Genomic DNA, 19,990 nt, shown 5'->3' with positions numbered 1-19,990 from the left:
GCAAAGGGCCGCACCCAACACTCTTTACACGCTTTTTACCAGGGGGAATAAAGTGCTTGCTCTACGCATTTCCGTGCCCGCTAAAGGCACCACCATCAACGCTGCGATTGCCGACCACGTGCCGGTGGCGGAACTCATCCCGCACCTCGTAGACGCTGAACCGGGGGAACACTGGGTTTTGCACCGCGCCGTCGGTCACGTCGCGCCACAACACACGTTGGCGGAAGCCGGGGTCCGCCCCGGCGAGTCACTAACTTTGCAGGTCGCCGCAGTTCCCGCCCCGCCCGCCGAGGCCGTAGAGGAACTGTCCGGCCCGATCCCCACCAGCCCTGCAGCCTGGATTGCCGCAGCCATCGTTTCGCTGTTTAGCCTGCAAGCAGCGCCAGCGTGGCATCCTTTGGACAATCAATTGGTTGGAGCTGGGGGCGTCCTTACCCTCAACAATTCCGCAGACACCGCAACGATCGTGGCAACCGCCGTGGCAGCACTTGCCGCAGCGGCGGCCTCCTTGCACCACCGCAACTTCAGCTACCTCGCCGCGATTCTGGGCTTCGGGCTGGGGCTGCACGTGAACGTCCTGTGCGCCTGTTTCGTGGCCGCGCTTCTGGTGTGGCGCAGCGGCCCGGCGCGGATCGTGACGGTCACATGGGTGGTGTTTGCGGCGGTGAATTTCTGGCCGGGGATTACGCTGCTGCTGGCGATGTTCGCGTTGGCTTACTCCGGGCAGATTGCCATTGGCCTAGCGGGAATCAAGCTACCGAAAGTGCCCGCGACCGGTGTGTTTACAGAGCCCACGACCACCCGCGCAGGTCAGGTGGTGGAGGTGCACTCCAGCCTGGTGGTCGCCATCGTGGCAGCGCTGGGCGCGTGTGTCTATCAGCTGGCACCGTGGGGCGAATCGCTGGATCTTTGGACCGCCGTGCTGCTGGTGATGGTGGCGGTCCTCGGCGTGAGTGCGCGAAGCACCCGGCCGGTGCACTCTGTGGCGCTGGCGGTGCTGTCGGCGACGACGATTCTGTGGCTGGCATTGCACGAACCTTGGGGCGCATTGTGCCTGGTGCTGGTGGGTCTGCCTGCGCTGCGGGTGCAGTCGCCGATGCTGGGGCGCGCGATCGACATGGTGGAGGCCATCGCGTTTTGCCTGGCCATCCCCCTGGCACTGCACGCCACGGGGTTGTTCGACGCGATTCGGGGGATTGGCTGATGATCGTCAAAGATTCCTCGCCGCACGGGAACTGCCAGGAAGGCACTGTCGCCCAGGCGGGTACCTTGCCGTTGCCGGATATTGACGCCCCCTCGTACCCAGCGCTTCACGCCCTGTCACGGGGCCGGGACGTGGACGTGGCTGTGATTGATACGGGTTCGGCCGGGCCGGGCGTGGTGGGCGACCGGGATTTTTGCGTGCTGCACGGGTCTGTGGTGACCAGTGTGCTGCACACGATCGCGCCGGAGGCGAAGGTGCATTCTTTCCGGCATAACTCGGCCCCCGACCGGGCAGAGGGCACGGTGGAGGAGCTAGTCCGCGCGATTGATCGGGCACTGAAGGCGCGGGTGAAGATCATCAATATATCCATGGTGGCCTGCGAAGATACGGCCGTCCTGCGGGGAGCGATCGACCGTGCGGAGAAAGCCGGGGTGCTCGTGGTGGCCTCGACCGGTAACACGGGTCAATGTCCGGAGGGGGTACCTACATTCCCCTCCAGTCTGGATCCGGTGCTGGCAGTGGGCGCGGTCGCGCCACGTGTGAGCCCGCAATCTCCGCACGAGGGTGGTCGTGCCGACCAGGGGCGCGTGCCCGCGCACTACAACGCGCCGACAAAGTGGGTGGATCTGTTCGCGCCGGGCGGGCCAGCCGAAGGGCGTGTGGTGATCGGCAAGCAGGTACACACCATCGTCGGAAATCCTGCACCCTTTGAAGGCACCAGCTTCGCCACCCCGGTTGTCAGCGCGACGGCGGCGCTGGTTTGGCAGGTCGCCCCACAGTTGACGGCGCGCGAGGTGCGGGAGCTGTTGGCCTCCACGGCCTCCCCCGGCGCGAGCGGGCCGGGTCTGGGCAAACAGATGTTGGTGGTCAACCCCGCCGCGGCGGTGGATAAGGCGCTAGACCTGCGGGACGCATTGGCGAGAGGTGGTAGCGATTCGACGGGCGCCGACTACACCCTGCAGACCGTCAGCACCCAGCCGTACGGGCCGGAACCTGCCGACTATTCTGTGCCGGTTGTGCTGTCCCTGGTGCTAGCGCTGGGCATCATCGCGACGGTTGTCTGCCGGGCTTTCTCCTCGGACAACAAACCCCCGTCCGGCAGCGAGGCAATGCGGGCGAACTGAACACTTCGTTCGGCCTTAAAGCCCAGGGCGTGCAGCTCGGCTTCGCTACCCACGGAGTAGCGCACACCATTCTCGCTGACCAGCACGTATCCACGCTCCGTCTTCAGTGCGGACGTTCCACGCGGGCCGTAGAAGGGGCTCGGGTATTCCGTCCCCGCCTCCCCAACCGGCTCCGCCAGCCCTTCCGGCCCTGCGCACAACACGGGTGGCTGCGCCCACGATACGGGCTGCTCGCCGTCAAACTCGGGGATCCCAGACAGCACATCCACGCTCGGCTGGCGCATCACTTCCGACAGAGCGACCTCCACCGGCGGCTCCGGACTGCTGGCCTCCGCGTAGGAGCGCCGCGCCCCCTTGACCTCCCCCACGCCGACGCGATCCACCAGAAACGCCCGGTCACCGGCCTTCACAACCCTGCCCGCTTTGTCGAAGGGCGCGGGCATCTTTGTCTTCCCCGTCGGCATGGCAATGTCGGGGCGTCGGTGGAACTGCTGTGCCAATTCATCGCTGGCCGGAACCGCCTCGGTGCCGAAAGCCCTGGCTGCGTCTGGGGTTATGCGGGCGCGAGTGGTGGCGTCGATAAGCCAATAACCCGAAGGGGCAGCCAGTAGAGCATGGCGATGGGTCTTGATGCGCTCGACGGCCACGACAGTCCCCGCTGTATGCGCCGTGCCCGCAGTCCCCGCCGCGCTTGCACTACCCGTAGCGCCCGCGCCAGTGGTCCGGTCGCAGTACAGCCACTCGCGATCCGGCGCGCTAACCAGTCCAGGCACCTGGCCGATCCCCAGTGGCTGCCCGAGCGGCACCTTCGATAGCTGCTCAGCGGTGGTTTTCTGCACCTCGACGGGCTGCTGCAGAATCAGCCGTGCCGAGGCAACATTCGTGACCGGATGGTAGGTATCGGCCAGTCGGACGTGCAGCGTGCCGGTCTCGTCGGCCACCAGATCCGCGCCGTCCAGGCTGGGCTGCGGGCGCAGCAACCCCAGCATCACCGCACCACCGGCGATCAGCAGACTCAGCAGCACGCCGACAATCAACGCGCGCCGTTGGCTCCGCAGCGGATCGTGAGCCATCCGCGGATCCCCAATGACCAGCGCAAGCTCTAACCTGCGAAGCAGAAAATTAAATCCAGATACTTGTATCCCCGTTGTGCGCATGGTTACTGCGCTCCCCCCTTGTTGTTTTTGTGCTGTCTAGCCCCCGCTAGCGCTGCCAAGTATTCCATGGTTGAATTGCTGGCGCGAGGGGAAGCTTCGCATTCGGGGGATTTTTCACAATTTTGGGGATGGGACAAATGGATTTTGCGGCTCTATGGCCATGGGTTTTGTGTGCTTTGTTGGCTATCGCGTGCATCGTAGCGGGCTGGTTCGCGTTCGACCGCAGCCGCGCTACGACGGATCAGGGCACGCGCTGGTTCCGGCTGTTGTGCGTGCACGACAAGCTGTGGGGCGAGCCGTCGTCGCGGCGGATTTCTGCCGACCGGTTGGCCGGTGGTCTGGGGCTTTCTCTTATGGACGCCAACCTGTCCACCACAACCACCCCCACCCCACCGTTCGGCCGCGGCTGGTTGGGCGATTCCCAAGCGACCCTTGTAGGCGTGCCGGAGCACGCGGCGGCGCGGATGCCCTTTGCCGCCAGCGGGTGCGGGGTGTGGGCGCTGCCCGCAGAGGCACCGCCGGTGGGAACCAAGGTCACCGGGCTGGCTGAGCAGCTGACGGTTCCCGCTGCACCCGGTTGGTTTATCGGCCTTACAGATTCCGGCGAATCAATGCTGGTACATCCAATCCCCGGCGCGACGTTCGCAGTGTTCGGCACTGCCCCGCAGCTGCGCACCCTGGAGGGGTCGATGAACTGGCCAGAAGCGCTGTTCGCGGTGCACCGCATCGGCGCGAGGCAGTCTGATCCGTGGGAGGGCGCGGGCGAAAACCCGACAGAAGATACAGCGAGTCTGCCCGGGTTGAACACCGGTGGAGCAAAGACGTCGATCCTGTTCGTGGAGGTTCCCGCTTCGCCGGGGCCACGTTCCTCTGCGCGCGGGGCGGCGACCAGCGCGGGTGGCATAAGTGCTGGCGGTGGTGGCGGTGGCCTCAGCGCTGGTGGTTTTGGCGCAGCGGAAAATGTGCTGCGGCTGGGGAGGGAAAGGCTCCGGTCGCTGGAACGCTCCACGCTAGCGACGGTGAACCTGCGCGCGGATGTGTTCATCGCGGTGCCGCCGGTCGGAACGGGAACGGTGCTCCTCCACGGCGAACACCGGGAATACTTCAACTTCTTTGCCATCACTGCGCCCGCCCCACAGCCCGCGGCACAAGTCGCACCGCAGGCCGCACTTGCGCGACAGGGTGCACCGAGACGGCAAACTGCGCCGACGCGGCAAGCGCCCACCAAACAGACGCGCGGCGAACGCTCACGAATCGCAGCGCCTAAGCACCGCCACCATCACAGGTCGGTGGACGGCTCACTTCCGTTGCCCACCGGCGAGCGCTTGGCGCGGGTCGTCCGCGCGCGTTCCGCCAGCTCCTCATCGGCCGGGTAATCCACCCGCACCAGGTTCAACCCTTCCGCGGGCGCGACCGGCACCGCGGAGCTGCGCTTCGTCTCCTGCAACAATCCCGGGGTGAAGTCCTCCGGTCGTTTGCCCGATCCGACTGTCAGTGCCGCCCCCACCAGGGAACGCACCATCGACCAGCAGAAGGCATCGGCGGTCACATGTGCCTCATAAGTCTGCGGTTCCGCCTCGGTGGAGACGTCCACCCAGCGGAATTCCTGCAGCTCGCGGACAGTCGTGGCACCCTCGCGGGCCTTGCAGAACGCCGCGAAGTCGTTCAAACCAATCAGGGCGTCAGAAGCCGCCTGAGTCTTCGCCAGATCAATCGGGTGGCGCCACGCTGCCGTATCCCGGGCACGCACCGGCACGGGGCCGGCCGGGTGAGTCGTCACGCGATAGATGTAGTGCCGGCGTAGCGCGGAGAAGCGGGCGTCAAAACCCTGCGGAGCAACACTAGCCCCGTGCAACCGCACGTCGGAAGGCAACATGCGGGAAAGGCGCCGCACCAGATCCTCCGGGCGGGTCAGCGAGCGCTGCTCGAACGCATCTACCGGGATGTCCGTATGGCAGACCTGGCCGCTGGCGTGTACTCCCGCGTCGGTGCGGCCGGCGACGACCAGCTCGATCGGATGACGGGTGACCAGGGACAGCTTTTCCTGCAAAACTCCCGCGACCGTGCGCAGGCCACCGGATTGCGTGGCCCAGCCGTGAAAATCCGTGCCGTCGTAGGCGACATCCAGGCGGACGCGCACCAGGTCGCTCGGGTCCTGCTTAGCCTGCGGTGTATCGAGCATGGGCGGGGCGCCTCCTTCGGATGGTCATTCGACTAACTCGACTAGCTATTGCTGCTCAGCTGCTGCATTCGCCATAGGCAGCGTGCGCGCCTTAGTCTAGTCTGCGTGCACGACAACGAATTCTCCGCCTCCACCCTCGACTCCCGCGCGCGACGTCTGGTCGCATGGGTCGCCGCACTCAACGGCCTTGGCTTCGTCGTTGAAGTGACTATTGCGCTGGTCATTGGTTCTGCCGCCCTTTTTGCGGACGCCGCAGACTTCCTCGAAGACACTCTCATCAACGTTCTGGTGCTGACCGCGCTGGGGTGGTCGGTGGCCAGTCGGCGGAAAGCCAGCTATGCCCTGGCGGGGTTGATCCTGATTCCAGCTTTCGCCGCTTTCGGCACGGCGGCCTGGAAGGTGTGGACGGGGCATCCGCCGGAACCGACGACTCTGAGCGTGACGGCCATCGGCGCGCTGGTTATCAACCTGGTCTGCGCAGTCCTTTTGCTGCGACTGCGCGGGGCGGATAGTGCGCTGGTGCAGGGTGCTTGGCTGGCGGCGCGCAATGATGCGGCGGCAAACCTGCTGATCCTCGGCGCGGGCGTGGTGATGATTTTCTGGGCCAGCGCATGGCCGGACATCGTGGTCGGCGTGATTATCGGCCTGATTAACCTGTCGGCGGCGAAGGAAGTGTTCGAGCAGGCCCGGGCCGAGGAACCGGAGCTAGAGCTGGACTAGCCGCCGGCTACTGCCCCTATAACGTATTCCCGTTCTAGCGACATATGCCAGCCCAGTGGCGGGCTTTACAGACCTTGCACAGGCGAGTTGCTACGCCTCAACGACATCGGTGATGGTTGGGGCGGGTGGCGTCCATAAACAAAAACAAAAAGGCGGGCCACGAGCTACCCGGATGGGTAACCGTGGCCCGCCTTAGAGCTTGGCGGGGGCGCCGGACTTACTTGTCCTCGGCAGCCTCGTCAGCCTTGGCCTCTTCAGCCTCAGCCTCAGCGGCCTCTGCCTTGGCAGCCTCGTCGGTTGCGGTGTCAGCCTCAACCTCCGGAGCCTCCTCAGCCTTGGTCTCCTCAGCCTTAGCCTCTTCAGCCTCAGCCTCAGCCTTCTTGGCCTTAGAAGCAGCAACGCGGTTAGCGCGCTCGGCCTCGGTGGAAACCAGCTGCTCCGTCACCAGGGAGATCTGGGAAATCGGAGCGTTGTCGCCCTTGCGGTTCTCCAGCTTGATGATGCGGGTGTAGCCACCCGGACGGCCTTCGAACTTCGGAGCCAGCTCGTTGAACAGGTAAGCAACAACTTCCTTGTTCGGAATGAGCTTCAGCACGTTGCGGCGATCCGCCAGGGTGCCGCGCTTGGCCTTGGTGATGATCTTCTCGACGTAGGGGCGCAGCAGCTTAGCCTTAGCGTCCGTGGTCTTGATGGCGCCGTGCTCAATCAGCTGAGCAGCGAGGTTGGACAGGATCTTCTTCTGGTGGGAAGCAGAACCGCCCAGGCGGGCGCCCTTCTTTGGGGTAGGCATTAGTTCTCCTCGTGTGGATCTTTAAATCAGTGAGCGCGTGCGGTTAACCACCGGTTATTCCGCGATGTCCTCGCCCTCGGTGTCGATGAACTCGCCGGTCTCTGCGTCGTAGCCCTCGATATCAGTGATATCGAAGCCCTCCGGAGCGTCCTTCAGGCCCAGACCCAAGCCAGCCAGCTTGACCTTGACCTCGTTGATGGACTTCTGGCCGAAGTTACGGATGTCCAGCAGGTCGGACTCCGTGCGGGCAGCCAGCTCGCCGACAGTGTGAATCTCTTCACGCTTCAGGCAGTTGTAAGAGCGGACAGAGAAGTTCAGGTCCTCGATCGGCATGCTGTAGGCAGCGATGTGCTCGCTTTCCTGCGGCGACGGGCCGATTTCGATGCCCTCTGCTTCGTAGTTCAGCTCCTGAGCCAGACCGAACAGCTCCACCAGGGTCTTACCTGCGGATGCCATGGCATCGCGGGCGGTGATGGAGTTCTTCGTCTCCACGTCCAGAATCAGCTTGTCGAAGTCCGTGCGCTGTTCCACACGGGTTGCCTCGACCTTGTAGCTGACCTTCAGAACCGGAGAGTAAATCTGGTCGACCGGGATACGTCCGATCTCAGAAGAAGCCGGGGCAGCCGGAACGTAGCCACGGCCACGCTCGACGGTCATCTCGATCTCCAGCTTGCCCTGCTCGTTCAGCGTGGCGATGTGCAGGTCCTTGCTGTGGACCTCAACGCCAGCCGGAACCTCAACGTCAGCGCCGGTAACCTCGCCCGGGCCTTCCTTGCGGATGTACATCGCGACGGGCTCATCGGAGTCGCTGGACAGAACCAGGGACTTGATATTCAGGATGATGTCGGAAACATCTTCCTTCACACCCGGGATGGTGGTGAACTCGTGGAGCACACCCTCGATGCGCAGGGAGGTCACTGCCGCGCCCGGGATGGACGACAGCAGGGTCCGGCGCAGGGAGTTACCCAGCGTGTAGCCAAAGCCCGGCTCCAGTGGCTCGATAACGAACCGGGAGCGGGAATCATCGATGAACTCTTCGGTGAGCGCGGGGCGCTGCGAGATGAGCATGTTTAAGCTTCTCCTTTTTCGGCGACCGCTATATGACGCCGTTACGGGGACAACCGCCACCGGGTTTGGTGGACGGTGCGGACGGTAGAAACCGCGTTTGGTGTTCTATCCGAAGTAAGTCTAACGAATTAGACCGTCAGTTTTACTTCGAGTAGAGCTCGACGATCAGCTGTTCCTGCAGCGGAATGTCGATCTGAGCGCGCTCGGGCAGCTGGTGCACGAGGATGCGCAGGGTTGCCGGTACGACCTGCAGCCAAGCAGGAACGATCGTATCGACCAGGTTCTCCTGAGCCTCTTCGAACCACAGCATCGAACGGGACTTTTCACGCACGTCGATGATGTCGTACTGGGAGACCTTGAAGGAGGGAACGTTGATCTTCTTGCCGTTCACGGTGAAGTGACCGTGGGAAACCAGCTGGCGAGCCTGACGACGGGTGCGTGCCAGACCTGCACGGTAAACAACGTTATCCAGGCGAGACTCCAGCAGGATGACCAGGTTGTCGCCGGTCTTACCCGGGCGACGGTTGGCCTCTGCGTAGTAGCGGCGGAACTGCTTCTCCAGTACGCCGTAGGTGTACTTCGCCTTCTGCTTCTCCTGCAGCTGCAGCAGGTACTCGGACTCCTTGATGCGAGCACGGCCAGCCTGCCCCGGAGGGTAGGGGCGACGCTCGAAGGAGTTGTCGCCGCCGACGAGGTCGACGCGGAGGCGACGGGACTTACGGGTTGCGGGGCCGGTATAACGAGCCATTGTTAATCCCTAATCCTTTCTTCTCTTTAGACGCGACGACGCTTCGGCGGGCGGCAGCCGTTGTGCGGCTGAGGGGTGACGTCGGCGATGGTGCCAACCTCGAGGCCCGCGGTGGACAGGGAACGGATAGCGGTCTCGCGGCCGGAGCCCGGACCCTTAACGAAAACGTCAACCTTCTTCATGCCGTGGTCCATTGCCTTGCGGGCAGCGGACTCGGCAGCCATCTGAGCAGCGAAGGGGGTGGACTTACGGGAGCCCTTGAAGCCGACGTGGCCCGAGGAAGCCCAGGAAATCACAGCGCCCTTCGGGTCCGTGATGGACACGATGGTGTTGTTGAAGGTGGACTTGATGTATGCGTGGCCGTTGGCCACATTCTTCTTTACGACGCGACGGCCGGTACGGCGCGCGCCGGAACGAGTCTTCGGAGGCATAGGTTACTTCTTCTTTCCTGCGATCGTCTTCTTGGGTCCCTTGCGGGTACGAGCATTGGTCTTGGTGCGCTGACCACGAACCGGCAGACCACGGCGGTGGCGCAGGCCCTGGTAGGAACCAATCTCGATCTTGCGGCGAATATCGGCCTGGATCTCGCGGCGGAGGTCACCCTCCACCTTCCAGGTGTTCTCGATAACGTCACGCAGAGCGGACAGCTGCTCGTCGGTCAGATCCTTGGAGCGAAGATCAGGGGAGATGCCGGTCTTTTCCAGCAGCTCCTTGGAACGGGCGGGGCCGATTCCGAAGATGTAGGTCAGTGCGACCTCCATGCGCTTTTCGCGTGGCAGGTCAACACCAGCAAGGCGTGCCATAGGGCATTTTCCTTCCGGTTTAGCGGCGGTTTTCTCCACACTCGTCCCTGTTGATCCTTCGAGTATTTCGCGCGCAGCCACGGAAGGGACTGTGTAGGCACCAGGTGCCTGAATGTGCGAAACCAACACCCCAACTGTTGAGGTGTTGGAAGGAGGGCTCCGGCCGCCGCGGCCAGAGGTAGTGACTAAAAAGTGCTGTTAAGAGCACTTCCTAGATTGGATGTGTGGAGGCTTGACGTATTACTTGTAGCGGTAAACGATGCGCCCGCGGGTCAGGTCGTAGGGAGACAGCTCCACGACAACCCGATCCTCCGGGAGGATACGGATGTAGTGCTGGCGCATCTTGCCGGAAATGTGAGCCAATACCTTGTGGCCATTGTCCAGCTCGACACGGAACATCGCATTCGGCAGAGGCTCGACAATGCGACCCTCAACCTCGATGGCGCCTTCCTTCTTTGCCATATCCTCCAACGCTTCCCCAGCTCTTTTAGCTGGATGGGTGATGTTTTGCTACATGTGGTACTGGTTTTTCCGCACTCAGGCTGACTGTCTTAAGCAGCCATGGTCCGAATCATCGAACCCGTCGGGTACTGAAAGCCCATGCACCACCTGATTACAATACACGCGACCTGCGGGGATACCAAAACGCTGGTTTAGGCGTGCTGCTCTTCGCGGCGCAGCTGTCCCTTCGCCAAGCGGTTGACAGTCAGCGCGATTGCACCGTCGCCCGTGACGTTACATGCAGTACCGAAGGAGTCGATGGCGATGTAGGCAGCGATCATCAGTGCCACCTGGCCATCATCGAAGCCCAGCTGGGACTGCAGCAGGCCAACGGCTGCCATAATGGCGCCACCAGGAACGCCCGGAGCGGCAATCATCATCACACCCAGCAGGAAGATGAAGCCCAGCGCCATCCCCGGGGACATGTCGATTCCCGTCATGTACACAATGGAGAATGCGAACAGGGCGATCTTCTGCATAGAACCGGACAGGTGCACCGTGGCGCACAGCGGCACCACGAAGTCAGCCACGGACTGGGAAACGCCGTTCTTGCGTGTGCATTCCAGGGTCACAGGAATGGTTGCCGCGGAAGACGAGGTACCCAGCGCGGTGAAGTAGGCGGGCATCATGTTCCTCAGGGCAGTCAGCGGATTACGTCCGGCAAAAAGTCCGGCCAGCAGGAACTGGAGCGCCAGGATCACCCACGTCATCAGAACAGCCAGGATCAGCACCTTCGAGAACTGAGTCAGGGTTACCTTCAGGTTGCCGTTCATACCCATAGTCAGGAACACGCCAAAGATGTAGATCGGCAACAGAGGAATGATGAACTTCTGGATGACGTTCATGCTGACCTCGCGAAGTTCCTCGGCACCTCTGTACAGCACCTCCGTGCGCATCGAAGCCAAAGCAATGCCGACGGTGAAGGCCAGTAGCAGTGCCGACATCACGCCCATCGGCGGATCCATCTCGACGGAGAAGAACGGCTGCAGCGCACCTTCGTCGATGTCTTTCACCTCAACCATGGATTCGTTATTCAGCAGGGACGGGTAGGTGCCCTCTGCCACTCCATAGGCGATCAGGCCGGAGATGATGGTGGAGACGTAAGCGATACCAGCGGTCACGCCTAGCCACTTCCCTGCCCCACGCCCCAGGCTGGCGATCGCCGGGGTGATGAGGGAGAAGATCAGAACCGGAACAAAGAATCCCAGGAAACCGGAGAACAGACCATTAAACGTAGCGAATGTACGGCCGGCCCACTCCGGGAAGAACAGGCTGCACAGAATGCCCAGGCCAATGGCAACGATGATCTTGAAAAGCAGCGAATTAAGTAATCGGGATAGGTTCATGCCAGTTCTTCCCTCATGTCGGCGCTCATAGGAGCTTGTAGGTTCTCATGAAACGATTATGTTTAGCCTACTCTGACTACTTCTTTCTCCAATAATCACCCTCCGCCCACCATCCCCCGCCGTCACTCCCCCAGTGGCACCGCCCGGCGTCACTTCCGGGGCGTCAGGATCCGCGGCCCGTCGGCGGTCGCGGCGACTGTGTGCTCCCAGTGCGAGGAAAAGCTGCCGTCCAACGTCACCACCGACCACTCGTCGTCGAGCACGCGGGAATCGGCAGTCCCCAGCGCCAGCATCGGCTCGATGGCCAGCACGGATCCTTCCTGAATTTCCGGCCCGCGCCCGCCGCGGCCTTCGTTGGCCAGGTACGGATCCTCATGCATGGTGCGCCCGATACCGTGGCCGCCGTAGCCGTCGACGATCCACAGTTCCACGTCGAATTTCTCCTCGGCTGCGTCCGTCGCTTTCTCCAGCGCCCAGGACACATCGGTCAGCCGATTTCCCGGGATCATGGCCTTCAGCCCTTCGTGCAGAACCCATTCGGTTGCTCGGTTCAGCCGATCGTGCTCCTCAGCGATCTCCCCGATCCCGAAAGTCCAGGCGGAATCCCCCACCCAGCCATTCAGCGTAGCTCCACAGTCGATGGAGATCAGGTCGCCTTCCTTCAACACCACATCTGCGGCTGGGATGCCGTGGACGATCATGTCGTTCGGGCTCGCACAAATGGAGCCCGGGAAACCGCCGTAGCCCTTGAAAGTTGGGATTGCACCGTGGTCGCGGATCACCTGCTCAGCCACGCGGTCGAGGTCGAGCGTCGTCTTGCCCGGCGCCGCCGCCTTCTTGACCTCCTGCAGCGCCAGCCCCACGATCTCGCCTGCAGCCTGCATCGCATCTAGCTGCTCGGGTGTCTTCGCCACAATCTTTTTGTTCCTACGCCGGAAGCCCATTGGTGTTGTCTTCTTCCTGTACTTCTTGTCTGTTCTTGTTGTTTCTTGGTTCCATGACGCCCCCTCGCCGCCCAGAACCACAAATCCCGCCAGGTCGAACCGTGTGGGGCCGGCTGGCGGGATCAGCTGTGAATTGCGCGGGGTTTACTTGTCCAGCGCGTTCAGCGTGGTGGTGGAGATGTCCTCCACGGTGCCCTCTGCGTCGATGTTCAGCAGAATGTCCTTGTAGTGGTCGATCAGCGGGGCGGTCTCGTTGCGGTAGACCTCCAGGCGGGTGCGGATCGTGTCCTCGTTGTCATCGTTGCGTCCGCGGGCCAGCATGCGATCGACGACGACGTCTTCGGAGACTACGTAGTTGATCACTGCGTCCAGGGAGTGGCCGTCTTCCTGCAGCATCTGCTCCAGCAGCTCAGCCTGTTCGATGGTGCGGGGGAAGCCGTCCAGCAGGAAACCGTTGGCGGCATCGTCCTGGCCCAGTCGGTCACGCACCATGTTGGCAGTCACGGAGGTTGGAACCAGCTTGCCGGCATCCATGTACTCCTGCGCCTGCTTGCCCAAGTCGGTGCCCTGGGAGATGTTGGCGCGGAAAAGATCACCGGTAGAGATGTGCGGGATCTTCAGAGCATCGGACAGCAGGGAAGCTTGAGTGCCCTTGCCAGCGCCGGGAGGGCCGAGCAGAACTAGTCTCATTTCAGGAATCCTTCGTAGTTAGACTGCATGACTTGCGATTCGAGTTGCTTGATCGTGGTCAGGGCAACGGATACCAGAATCAGGATGGCGGTACCGCCGAAGGGCATCTGGCCCTGGCCGCTGGCCTGAGTCGTCTGCACGCCCATGTTGATGAGGATGTTCGGCAGTGCAGCGATGACAGCCAGGTAGATGGAACCGACGATCAGCAGACGGTTCATCACATATCCAAGGTACTCCGCGGTCGGGCGACCCGGGCGGATGCCCGGAATGAAGCCACCGTACTTCTTCATGTTATCCGCCTGATCGTAGGGATCGTACTGGACGGATACGTAGAAGAAGGAGAAGAAGATGATCAGACCGACGTACACCAGGATGTACTGCCATGCCGCAGGGTCAGACAGCACGGTCATAACGTTGCGGTTCCACCAGTTGTCCTGGCCAGCGGCCTCCGGATTGCCGGACTGGATGATCTGGGTAATCAGGATCGGCACGGTCAGCAGCGAGGACGCGAAGATCACGGGGATCACGCCAGCCTGGTTGACCTTCAGCGGCAGGTAGGTGGAGGTCTCGCCGTACTGGCGGCGACCGATCATGCGCTTTGCGTACTGGACCGGGATGCGGCGCTGACCCTGCTCGATGAAGACCACACCGACCACCAGGATCAGCACACCAACAACCACGCCGGCGAACACAAAGCCACCGGAGCTAGCAAGGATGGATGCACCCTGCCCCGGCAACGCGGTCGCAATACCCGCGAAGATGAGCAGCGACATACCGTTGCCAATGCCGCGGTCGGTGATCAACTCGCCCATCCACATCAGCAGCACAGCACCGGAGGTCATGACCATGACCATCACAATCAGGCCGAAGATGCCGGTATCTTCCTTCAGCACCGGCACGCCCTGACCCAGCAGCTGCTTACGGTCAGCCAGCGCCACGATGCCGGCGGACTGCAGAAGCGCGAGGGCGACGGTCAGGTAACGGGTGTACTCCGTCATCTTGGCCTGACCGGACTGGCCTTCCTTCTTCAGCTGCTCAAACTTCGGGATCACCACGGTCAGCAGCTGCACAATAATGGACGCCGTAATGTACGGCATAATTCCAACAGCGAAGACAGACAGCTTCAGCAGCGCGCCACCTGAGAACAGGTTGATCAGCGAGTACATCGCCGAGCTATCCGTCAGGCTATTGATCTGCGCTTGGATCCCGCCGTAGTCTACGCCGGGGGTTGGGATCTGGGCGCCGATGCGATAGAGGATGACCATCGCAAGAGAGAACAAAATCTTCTTGCGGAGATCATCGTTCTTGAACGCCGAGGAGATGGCGGACAAACTTGGCCTCCTGTGTAGTTTCTTACCTTTGTGCGGGATCTATTCGCTAGCGCACCTGCACTTTAAGATACGCCCGCGTAAAGAGGCGACACTAATTGCAACCTAGCCAGGTTAGCAGACAGGACAAATGCTTAGGAAACTGTACCACCTATAGCACGCAATATATCAAGTACCGCTTCGCGGTCTGACTGTATCGCTTCCCTGAGACGAGGGGCGGTGGGTACGTGGGCGTCAATAGGAAAGAAAAAAATCGCCCTGCCAGCGCAACAACGCACTGGCAGGGCGATGGATGAGGGCTAAGTTCGGCTAGGATCTAGCCAGCCGCTTACTTGGCCTCGGTGACGGTGCCACCGGCAGCCTCGATCTTCTGCTTTGCAGAACCCGAGAACTTGTTAGCGGTGACGTTCAGCTTCACGCTGATCTCACCGTTGCCCAGGATCTTCACCGGCTGGTTCTTGCGAGCCAGGCCAGCTGCAACGATGTCAGCAACGGTGACGTCGCCGCCCTTGGAGAATGCCTTCTCCAGGTCAGCCACGTTAACCACCTGGTAGGTGATCTTCGCGGGGTTACGGAAGCCCTTCAGCTTAGGCAGGCGCATGTGCAGTGGCATCTGGCCACCCTCGAATGCTGCCGAAACCTGCTTACGAGCCTTGGTGCCCTTGGTACCACGACCTGCGGTCTTACCCTTAGACGCCTCACCACGACCCACGCGGGTCTTGGCCTTCTTGGCGCCCGGAGCAGGGCGGAGGTCGTGGAGCTTAATTGGATCGCTCATGTTTACTCTCCTGCCACTTCTTCGACCTCGACCAGGTGGCGCACAACGTTGATCTGGCCACGGACGATCGGGCTATCCTCGCGGACAACTGCCTGGCCAATGCGCTTCAGGCCGAGGGAGCGCATGGAATTGCGCTGCTTCGGCTTGGTTCCGACCAAGCCCTTGGTCTGGGTAATCTTCAAAGCCATTTCTTATGCCCCCTGTCCTGCTGCACGTGCGCGCAGCATAGCGGCCGGAGCAACCTCGTCCAGAGACTTGCCACGGCGAGCGGCAACCTCTTCCGGACGGACCAGCTGCTTCAGGCCGTCTACGGTTGCGTGGACAACGTTGATGGCATTGTCGGAGCCCAGGGACTTCGACAGGATGTCCTGCACGCCGGCGCACTCCAGCACCGGGCGGGCAGCGCCACCGGCGATCACACCGGTACCAGGAGCTGCGGGCTTCATCATGACGATGCCTGCAGCAGCCTCACCCTGAACCGGGTGGGTGATGGTGCCGTTGATCATCGGAACGCGGAAGAAGTTCTTGCGAGCCTCTTCTGCGCCCTTCTGAATTGCGGCAGGAACTTCCTTAGCCTTGCCGTAGCCGACGCCGACCATGCCCTGGCCGTCGCCGACGATAACCAGCGCAGTGAAGCTGAAGCGGCGACCGCCCTTCACGACCTTCGAGACGCGGTTGATGGTAACCACGCGCTCGATGAACTGGCTGCGCTCGTCCTGCTGGTTGCGACGATCGTTGCGTCCGCCGCGATCGTTGTTGCGATCGTTGCGGCCGTTACGCTCGTTGCGCTCGTTGTTGTCGTTGTTCTCGGCGGAGCGTCCGCCGTTACGTTCACGTCCCGACATCACGCGTTCCTTCCGTTGGTGTTGTTCGTGGAGTTGGTCATTAGAACTTCAGACCACCTTCGCGGGCAGCGTCGGCCAGAGCGGCGACGCGGCCGTGGTACTTGTAGCCCGCACGGTCGAAGACGACGGCCTCGATGCCAGCGGCCTTGGCACGCTCGGCGATCAGCTGACCGACCTTCGCACCGCGAGCCTTCTTGTCGCCCTCCATGGCGCGCACATCGGCTTCCATCGTGGAAGCTGCGACCAGGGTGTGGCCTGCAACATCGTCGATGACCTGTGCGTGCATGTGGCGAGAGGTGCGGTGAACGACCAGACGCGGGGTCTCCGGGGTGCCGGAGAGGGTCTTGCGGATACGGAAGTGACGACGTGCGCGTGCGGTGCGACGGCGGGTGGAAATATCCTTGCCCACCGGCAGACGCTTTTCGTTTTGTGCAGTGTTGCTCATTACTTACCCGTCTTTCCGACCTTGCGACGGACCTGCTCGCCCTCGTAGCGAATGCCCTTGCCCTTGTAAGGATCGTCCTTACGCAGACGACGGATGTTCGCGGCGATCTGTCCGACCTTCTGCTTGTCGATACCAGCGATGGAGAACTTGGTGTTCCCATCCACGGCGAAGGTGATACCCTCCGGTGCCTCAATCAGCACAGGGTGAGAGTAACCCAGTGCGAACTCCAGGTTCTTACCCTTGAGCTGCACACGGTAACCAACACCGAAGATTTCCATGTTGATGGTGTAGCCCTTGGTCACGCCCTCGATCATGTTGAAGACCAGGGAACGGGACAGGCCGTGCAGGGAACGATTCTTGCGGTGATCATCCGGGCGGGAAACGACGATCTCGCCGCCTTCCTGTGCCACGGTGATCGGGGCCGGAATGTCCAGGTTCAGGGTGCCCTTCGGGCCCTTGACCTCTACAGACTGGCCGTTGATGTTGATGGTGACGCCAGAGGGGACAGCCACCGGTGCCTTGCCAACACGAGACATGGTTTAGACCTCCTCTAGTTACCAGACGTAGGCGAGAACTTCTCCGCCCACACCCTTGTTCTGTGCCTCACGGTCAGTCAGCAGGCCGTGGGACGTGGAAATGATAGCCACACCCAGGCCGCCGAGAACCTGCGGCAGCTCGTTGGACTTTGCGTACACACGAAGACCCGGCTTGGAAACACGGCGCAGTCCGGAGATAGAACGCTCGCGGGACGGGCCGTACTTCAGCTCGATGTCCAGGGTCTTGCCAACCTTGGCGTCATTGACGGTGTAGTTAGCGATGTAACCCTCCTCCTTCAGGATCTCGGCGATGTTCGCCTTGATCTTGGAGGAAGGCATGGAGACGGAATCGTGGAACGCGTTAGATGCGTTCCGCACGCGGGACAGCATGTCCGCGATGGGATCAGTCATGGTCATAAGTATTGACCCATAGCCTTTCTCATTGCGGTTCCCAGCCCACCCAGGATGCGTGTACCGCGCGCTTGCTGGCTACTTGCGCGCCCCATGCTAAATAACGTGGGGTGCTCGCCGCCGTGTCCGCGCGGCCGCTTTATTGGGCGAGGGGCCTACAACAAAGTGGTTTGATGTTTACACTGCTCACGTTGCTGACCCTGTTTTGGGCACGGGGCAACGCAAGACTCGATAACTCTAGCAATCACCTGCGGGTTTACCCAAATCGCTGTTGTTTGGGTCTGGACGCCCCTAGGACCAGAAATCCAGCAAGTCCGTCACATCCCAATCCCAGTCGCGGCCGAACCCGAAAGGTCCCCGCGCGGGCACGCCACCAAACGTAACTGTGATACTCCCCCACAGGTGCGGATCAAGGGAGCGGACGAAGCGTTCGCCGTAGACCGCCGCGAGCACATCTTCTTCCCAGTCCCCCGCCCGCTCAGCGAGAGTCTGATAGCCACCCCCGCTTGCCAGCTGATTGCGCAGGGCATCGCGTACTTGCACGCCTACCTCCGTGAGCTGAGGATCCCGGCAGTCGCCAATCCCGCGAATACGTAGGCGCTGTGGTCGGTGAACAAGGCCGGCGGAAATAAGGGGCGTCACAAAAGAATCAACCGCTTGCGACAACCGACGGCGACCAAAGAAGCGCAGGCGACCTTTGGTTCGACGCAAAACCGCGCGAGGATACGGCTGGGTTGCACGAAGAGGCGTGACGGGCAGCAAGACAGAAAGGTGGTTCTTGGGCGAGGACGGTAGAGCTCGAGCGATCGGGCCGAGCTTGTCGGCAAGGTTCCCGACCTGCAGGTCACCTTCGCGAAGGAGTTGCTGCACCGCGACCATGGTCATGTGCGCGCGGCCACCGCACAGCGCGGCAAGAGACATCGGATCCAACGACTGGAGGTGCTGGAGGCCTTGCTAGTTCAGGGCGAAAGCGCTGGGGTGATTGTAGGGATTATCCACGCTTTCAACCTACATTCGTTGAGCTGGGCGCTGGGGCAAATAGGGCGAACGGGACAGCCTCCCCCGCGTTACATGAGTTATGTCACATTATTCGGCAGCACCTTGAAAAACTGAGCCCACATTCATTACACATGCCTTACGTACACCTTGTACGAAGCTATTGGCCGCGAATCAATTCGCAGTTGATTCGACGGCCACAGTCGCGTTTAACGCGCATATCCGAACACCCCTCAAGAAAAGGAGATTCCTTTGAAGTTCAAGAAGTCCCTCGTCACCCTGGCTGCAGCGTCCTCCGTCGCAATGGCTGGCATCCCGGCCGCTACCGCTGAAGAGGTACCGGCTGCGCAGGACGCACCGGCCGCTGCTGCCACCGAGAACGAGGCTGGCAACAACGAGGCTGGCGCCGACGAGACCAAGCCTGCCGACGAAGCAAAGCCAGAGGACGAGTCCAAGCCTGCCGACGAGACCAAGCCCGAGGACGAGGCTGGCGCCGACGAGTCCAAGCCGGCTAACGGCTCCGCTGACAGCGAGAAGGGCCAGAAGCTGAAGGGCTCCATCGACAAGCTGATGGGCTGGGACGAGTCCACCTCCGTACTGAAGAAGATCCAGGACGTCATGGGCTTCATCGGCAAGATCGTGAAGACCTTCGCAGGTATCCCGGGCTCCTCCAAGTAAGAGGCCACCGCGCCGTGCCGATGGGCGCGCACCTAGACAAATAGAAAGACCCCCACTTCCCTACCTTCGAAGTTTCCTCGAAGGGGAAGCGGGGGTCTTTGTTGCGTTAGCGACTCAGCACTGAATTACTCAGCGGAGCCCTTCTGCTTGAACGGGAAGCCCAGCTCGCGCAGCAGTGCGCGGCCCTCGTCGTCGTTCGTAGCAGTGGTCACGACGGTGATGTTCATACCGCGCGGACGGTCGATCTTGTCCACGTCGATCTCGTAGAACATGGTCTGCTCGGTCAGGCCGAAGGTGTAGTTGCCGTGGCCGTCGAACTGTTGGTCGGACAGGCCGCGGAAGTCGCGAATACGCGGCAGCGCGACGGTCAGCAGGCGGTCCAGGAACTCCCACATACGGTCACCACGCAGGGTAACGCGGGCACCGATGGGCATGCCTTCACGCAGCTTGAAGTTAGCGATAGCCTTCTTCGCGGTGCGGATCTGCGGCTTCTGACCGGTGATCTTGGTCAGATCTTCGATTGCGCCGTTGATCAGCTTGGAATCGCGAGCAGCGTCGCCGACACCCATGTTGACGACAACCTTGGTGACGCCCGGGATCTGCATGACGTTCTCGTAGCTGAACTCGCCGTTCAGCTTCTCGCGGATTTCCTCACGGTAGCGAGTCTTCAAACGTGGGGTGTAGTTTTCGCTCATC

Annotated in this window: 24 protein-coding genes and 1 pseudogene; 5 read left to right on the top strand and 20 right to left on the bottom strand. The window is 61.8% G+C overall.

Going from position 1 to position 19,990, the window contains the following annotated elements; genetic code table 11:
• Positions 1–52 precede the first annotated feature (52 nt).
• Both L8U58_RS04620 and L8U58_RS04615 read left to right on the top strand, forming a co-directional pair.
• Positions 53–1,204 carry an EsaB/YukD family protein gene (locus L8U58_RS04620; RefSeq protein WP_269954782.1) on the top strand — a complete coding sequence of 384 codons (1,152 nt, stop codon included), beginning with the start codon at positions 53–55 and terminating at the stop codon, positions 1,202–1,204.
• Positions 1,204–2,019 (top strand): annotated as a pseudogene (locus tag L8U58_RS04615) (S8 family serine peptidase); the annotation flags it as partial. The gene L8U58_RS04620 and the pseudogene L8U58_RS04615, both read left to right, overlap by 1 nt.
• Before the next feature lie 185 nt (positions 2,020–2,204).
• On the opposite strand, the gene eccB reads toward L8U58_RS04615, so the two are convergent.
• Complete coding sequence (eccB, locus tag L8U58_RS04610) at positions 2,205–3,485, bottom strand: type VII secretion protein EccB (RefSeq protein ID WP_269954781.1); 1,281 nt, start codon at positions 3,483–3,485, stop codon at positions 2,205–2,207.
• A gap of 128 nt (positions 3,486–3,613) precedes the next feature.
• Between eccB and L8U58_RS04605 the strand changes: the two genes are divergently transcribed.
• Complete coding sequence (locus L8U58_RS04605) at positions 3,614–4,861, top strand: hypothetical protein (RefSeq protein ID WP_269954780.1); 1,248 nt, start codon at positions 3,614–3,616, stop codon at positions 4,859–4,861.
• Here L8U58_RS04605 and truA read toward each other — a convergent pair.
• Complete coding sequence (truA, locus tag L8U58_RS04600) at positions 4,765–5,667, bottom strand: tRNA pseudouridine(38-40) synthase TruA (RefSeq protein WP_269954779.1); 903 nt, start codon at positions 5,665–5,667, stop codon at positions 4,765–4,767. The two genes, L8U58_RS04605 and truA, sit on opposite strands and share 97 nt — an antisense overlap.
• A gap of 105 nt (positions 5,668–5,772) precedes the next feature.
• Here truA and L8U58_RS04595 point away from each other — a divergent pair, with 105 nt between their 5' ends.
• Entirely contained in the window at positions 5,773–6,387 is a 615-nt protein-coding gene (locus L8U58_RS04595) for a cation efflux transmembrane domain-containing protein (RefSeq protein ID WP_269954778.1), read from the top strand.
• 217 nt (positions 6,388–6,604) lie between these two features.
• Here L8U58_RS04595 and rplQ read toward each other — a convergent pair whose 3' ends face one another.
• From rplQ to L8U58_RS04510, 17 genes are all read right to left on the bottom strand, one after another.
• Entirely contained in the window at positions 6,605–7,177 is a 573-nt protein-coding gene (rplQ, locus tag L8U58_RS04590; protein ID WP_187402095.1) for a 50S ribosomal protein L17, read from the bottom strand.
• A 54-nt stretch (positions 7,178–7,231) separates the two neighbouring features.
• Positions 7,232–8,245 (bottom strand): DNA-directed RNA polymerase subunit alpha, encoded by a 1,014-nt coding sequence (locus L8U58_RS04585; RefSeq protein ID WP_034972456.1) that lies wholly within the window; start codon positions 8,243–8,245, stop codon positions 7,232–7,234.
• A gap of 142 nt (positions 8,246–8,387) precedes the next feature.
• On the bottom strand, positions 8,388–8,993 hold the full coding sequence (gene rpsD, locus L8U58_RS04580) for a 30S ribosomal protein S4 (RefSeq protein ID WP_034971104.1): 606 nt from the start codon (positions 8,991–8,993) through the stop codon (positions 8,388–8,390).
• A 26-nt stretch (positions 8,994–9,019) separates the two neighbouring features.
• A complete protein-coding gene (gene rpsK, locus L8U58_RS04575; protein WP_005291870.1) occupies positions 9,020–9,424 on the bottom strand; it encodes a 30S ribosomal protein S11 in 405 nt (134 codons plus the stop codon).
• 3 nt (positions 9,425–9,427) lie between these two features.
• Positions 9,428–9,796: a 30S ribosomal protein S13 gene (rpsM, locus tag L8U58_RS04570; RefSeq protein ID WP_005291872.1), complete on the bottom strand. Its 369-nt coding sequence runs from the start codon at positions 9,794–9,796 to the stop codon at positions 9,428–9,430.
• A gap of 240 nt (positions 9,797–10,036) precedes the next feature.
• The gene (gene infA, locus L8U58_RS04565; RefSeq protein ID WP_005519800.1) at positions 10,037–10,258 is read right to left on the bottom strand and encodes a translation initiation factor IF-1; all 222 of its coding nucleotides are present in this window, start codon (positions 10,256–10,258) and stop codon (positions 10,037–10,039) included.
• A gap of 191 nt (positions 10,259–10,449) precedes the next feature.
• The gene (locus L8U58_RS04560) at positions 10,450–11,643 is read right to left on the bottom strand and encodes a dicarboxylate/amino acid:cation symporter (RefSeq protein ID WP_269954777.1); all 1,194 of its coding nucleotides are present in this window, start codon (positions 11,641–11,643) and stop codon (positions 10,450–10,452) included.
• Between the two features lie 149 nt (positions 11,644–11,792).
• A complete protein-coding gene (map, locus tag L8U58_RS04555) occupies positions 11,793–12,587 on the bottom strand; it encodes a type I methionyl aminopeptidase (RefSeq protein WP_043012326.1) in 795 nt (264 codons plus the stop codon).
• A 144-nt stretch (positions 12,588–12,731) separates the two neighbouring features.
• On the bottom strand, positions 12,732–13,277 hold the full coding sequence (locus L8U58_RS04550; RefSeq protein WP_269954776.1) for an adenylate kinase: 546 nt from the start codon (positions 13,275–13,277) through the stop codon (positions 12,732–12,734).
• Positions 13,274–14,608: a preprotein translocase subunit SecY gene (secY, locus tag L8U58_RS04545; protein ID WP_034971099.1), complete on the bottom strand. Its 1,335-nt coding sequence runs from the start codon at positions 14,606–14,608 to the stop codon at positions 13,274–13,276. The genes L8U58_RS04550 and secY overlap by 4 nt, the downstream gene beginning before the upstream one ends.
• 325 nt (positions 14,609–14,933) lie before the next feature.
• Complete coding sequence (rplO, locus tag L8U58_RS04540; RefSeq protein ID WP_034971098.1) at positions 14,934–15,383, bottom strand: 50S ribosomal protein L15; 450 nt, start codon at positions 15,381–15,383, stop codon at positions 14,934–14,936.
• Between the two features lie 2 nt (positions 15,384–15,385).
• Positions 15,386–15,571: a 50S ribosomal protein L30 gene (gene rpmD, locus L8U58_RS04535; RefSeq protein WP_034971097.1), complete on the bottom strand. Its 186-nt coding sequence runs from the start codon at positions 15,569–15,571 to the stop codon at positions 15,386–15,388.
• 3 nt (positions 15,572–15,574) lie between these two features.
• Positions 15,575–16,228, bottom strand: coding sequence for a 30S ribosomal protein S5 (rpsE, locus tag L8U58_RS04530; protein ID WP_034971096.1), 654 nt, complete (start codon positions 16,226–16,228; stop codon positions 15,575–15,577).
• A 40-nt stretch (positions 16,229–16,268) separates the two neighbouring features.
• Positions 16,269–16,673, bottom strand: a complete 405-nt coding sequence (rplR, locus tag L8U58_RS04525; protein WP_034971095.1) for a 50S ribosomal protein L18 — start codon at positions 16,671–16,673, stop codon at positions 16,269–16,271.
• A complete protein-coding gene (gene rplF, locus L8U58_RS04520) occupies positions 16,673–17,209 on the bottom strand; it encodes a 50S ribosomal protein L6 (RefSeq protein ID WP_269954775.1) in 537 nt (178 codons plus the stop codon). The genes rplR and rplF overlap by 1 nt, the downstream gene beginning before the upstream one ends.
• A gap of 18 nt (positions 17,210–17,227) precedes the next feature.
• Positions 17,228–17,626 carry a 30S ribosomal protein S8 gene (gene rpsH / locus L8U58_RS04515; RefSeq protein ID WP_034971093.1) on the bottom strand — a complete coding sequence of 133 codons (399 nt, stop codon included), beginning with the start codon at positions 17,624–17,626 and terminating at the stop codon, positions 17,228–17,230.
• Positions 17,627–17,911: 285 nt separating this feature from the next.
• Positions 17,912–18,541 carry a hypothetical protein gene (locus L8U58_RS04510; protein ID WP_269954774.1) on the bottom strand — a complete coding sequence of 210 codons (630 nt, stop codon included), beginning with the start codon at positions 18,539–18,541 and terminating at the stop codon, positions 17,912–17,914.
• Positions 18,542–18,868: 327 nt separating this feature from the next.
• Between L8U58_RS04510 and L8U58_RS04505 the strand changes: the two genes are divergently transcribed.
• Positions 18,869–19,294: a hypothetical protein gene (locus tag L8U58_RS04505; RefSeq protein ID WP_043012329.1), complete on the top strand. Its 426-nt coding sequence runs from the start codon at positions 18,869–18,871 to the stop codon at positions 19,292–19,294.
• Positions 19,295–19,419: 125 nt separating this feature from the next.
• On the opposite strand, the gene rplE is transcribed toward L8U58_RS04505, so the two are convergent.
• Positions 19,420–19,989, bottom strand: a complete 570-nt coding sequence (gene rplE / locus L8U58_RS04500; protein WP_034971089.1) for a 50S ribosomal protein L5 — start codon at positions 19,987–19,989, stop codon at positions 19,420–19,422.
• Position 19,990: the final 1 nt, after the last annotated feature.

It is taken from the genome of Corynebacterium macclintockiae, assembly GCF_027570165.1.
GTDB lineage: Bacteria > Actinomycetota > Actinomycetes > Mycobacteriales > Mycobacteriaceae > Corynebacterium > Corynebacterium macclintockiae.
Note: the sequence above shows the minus strand (reverse complement) of the source record. Positions and strands in the feature narration are given on the sequence as shown.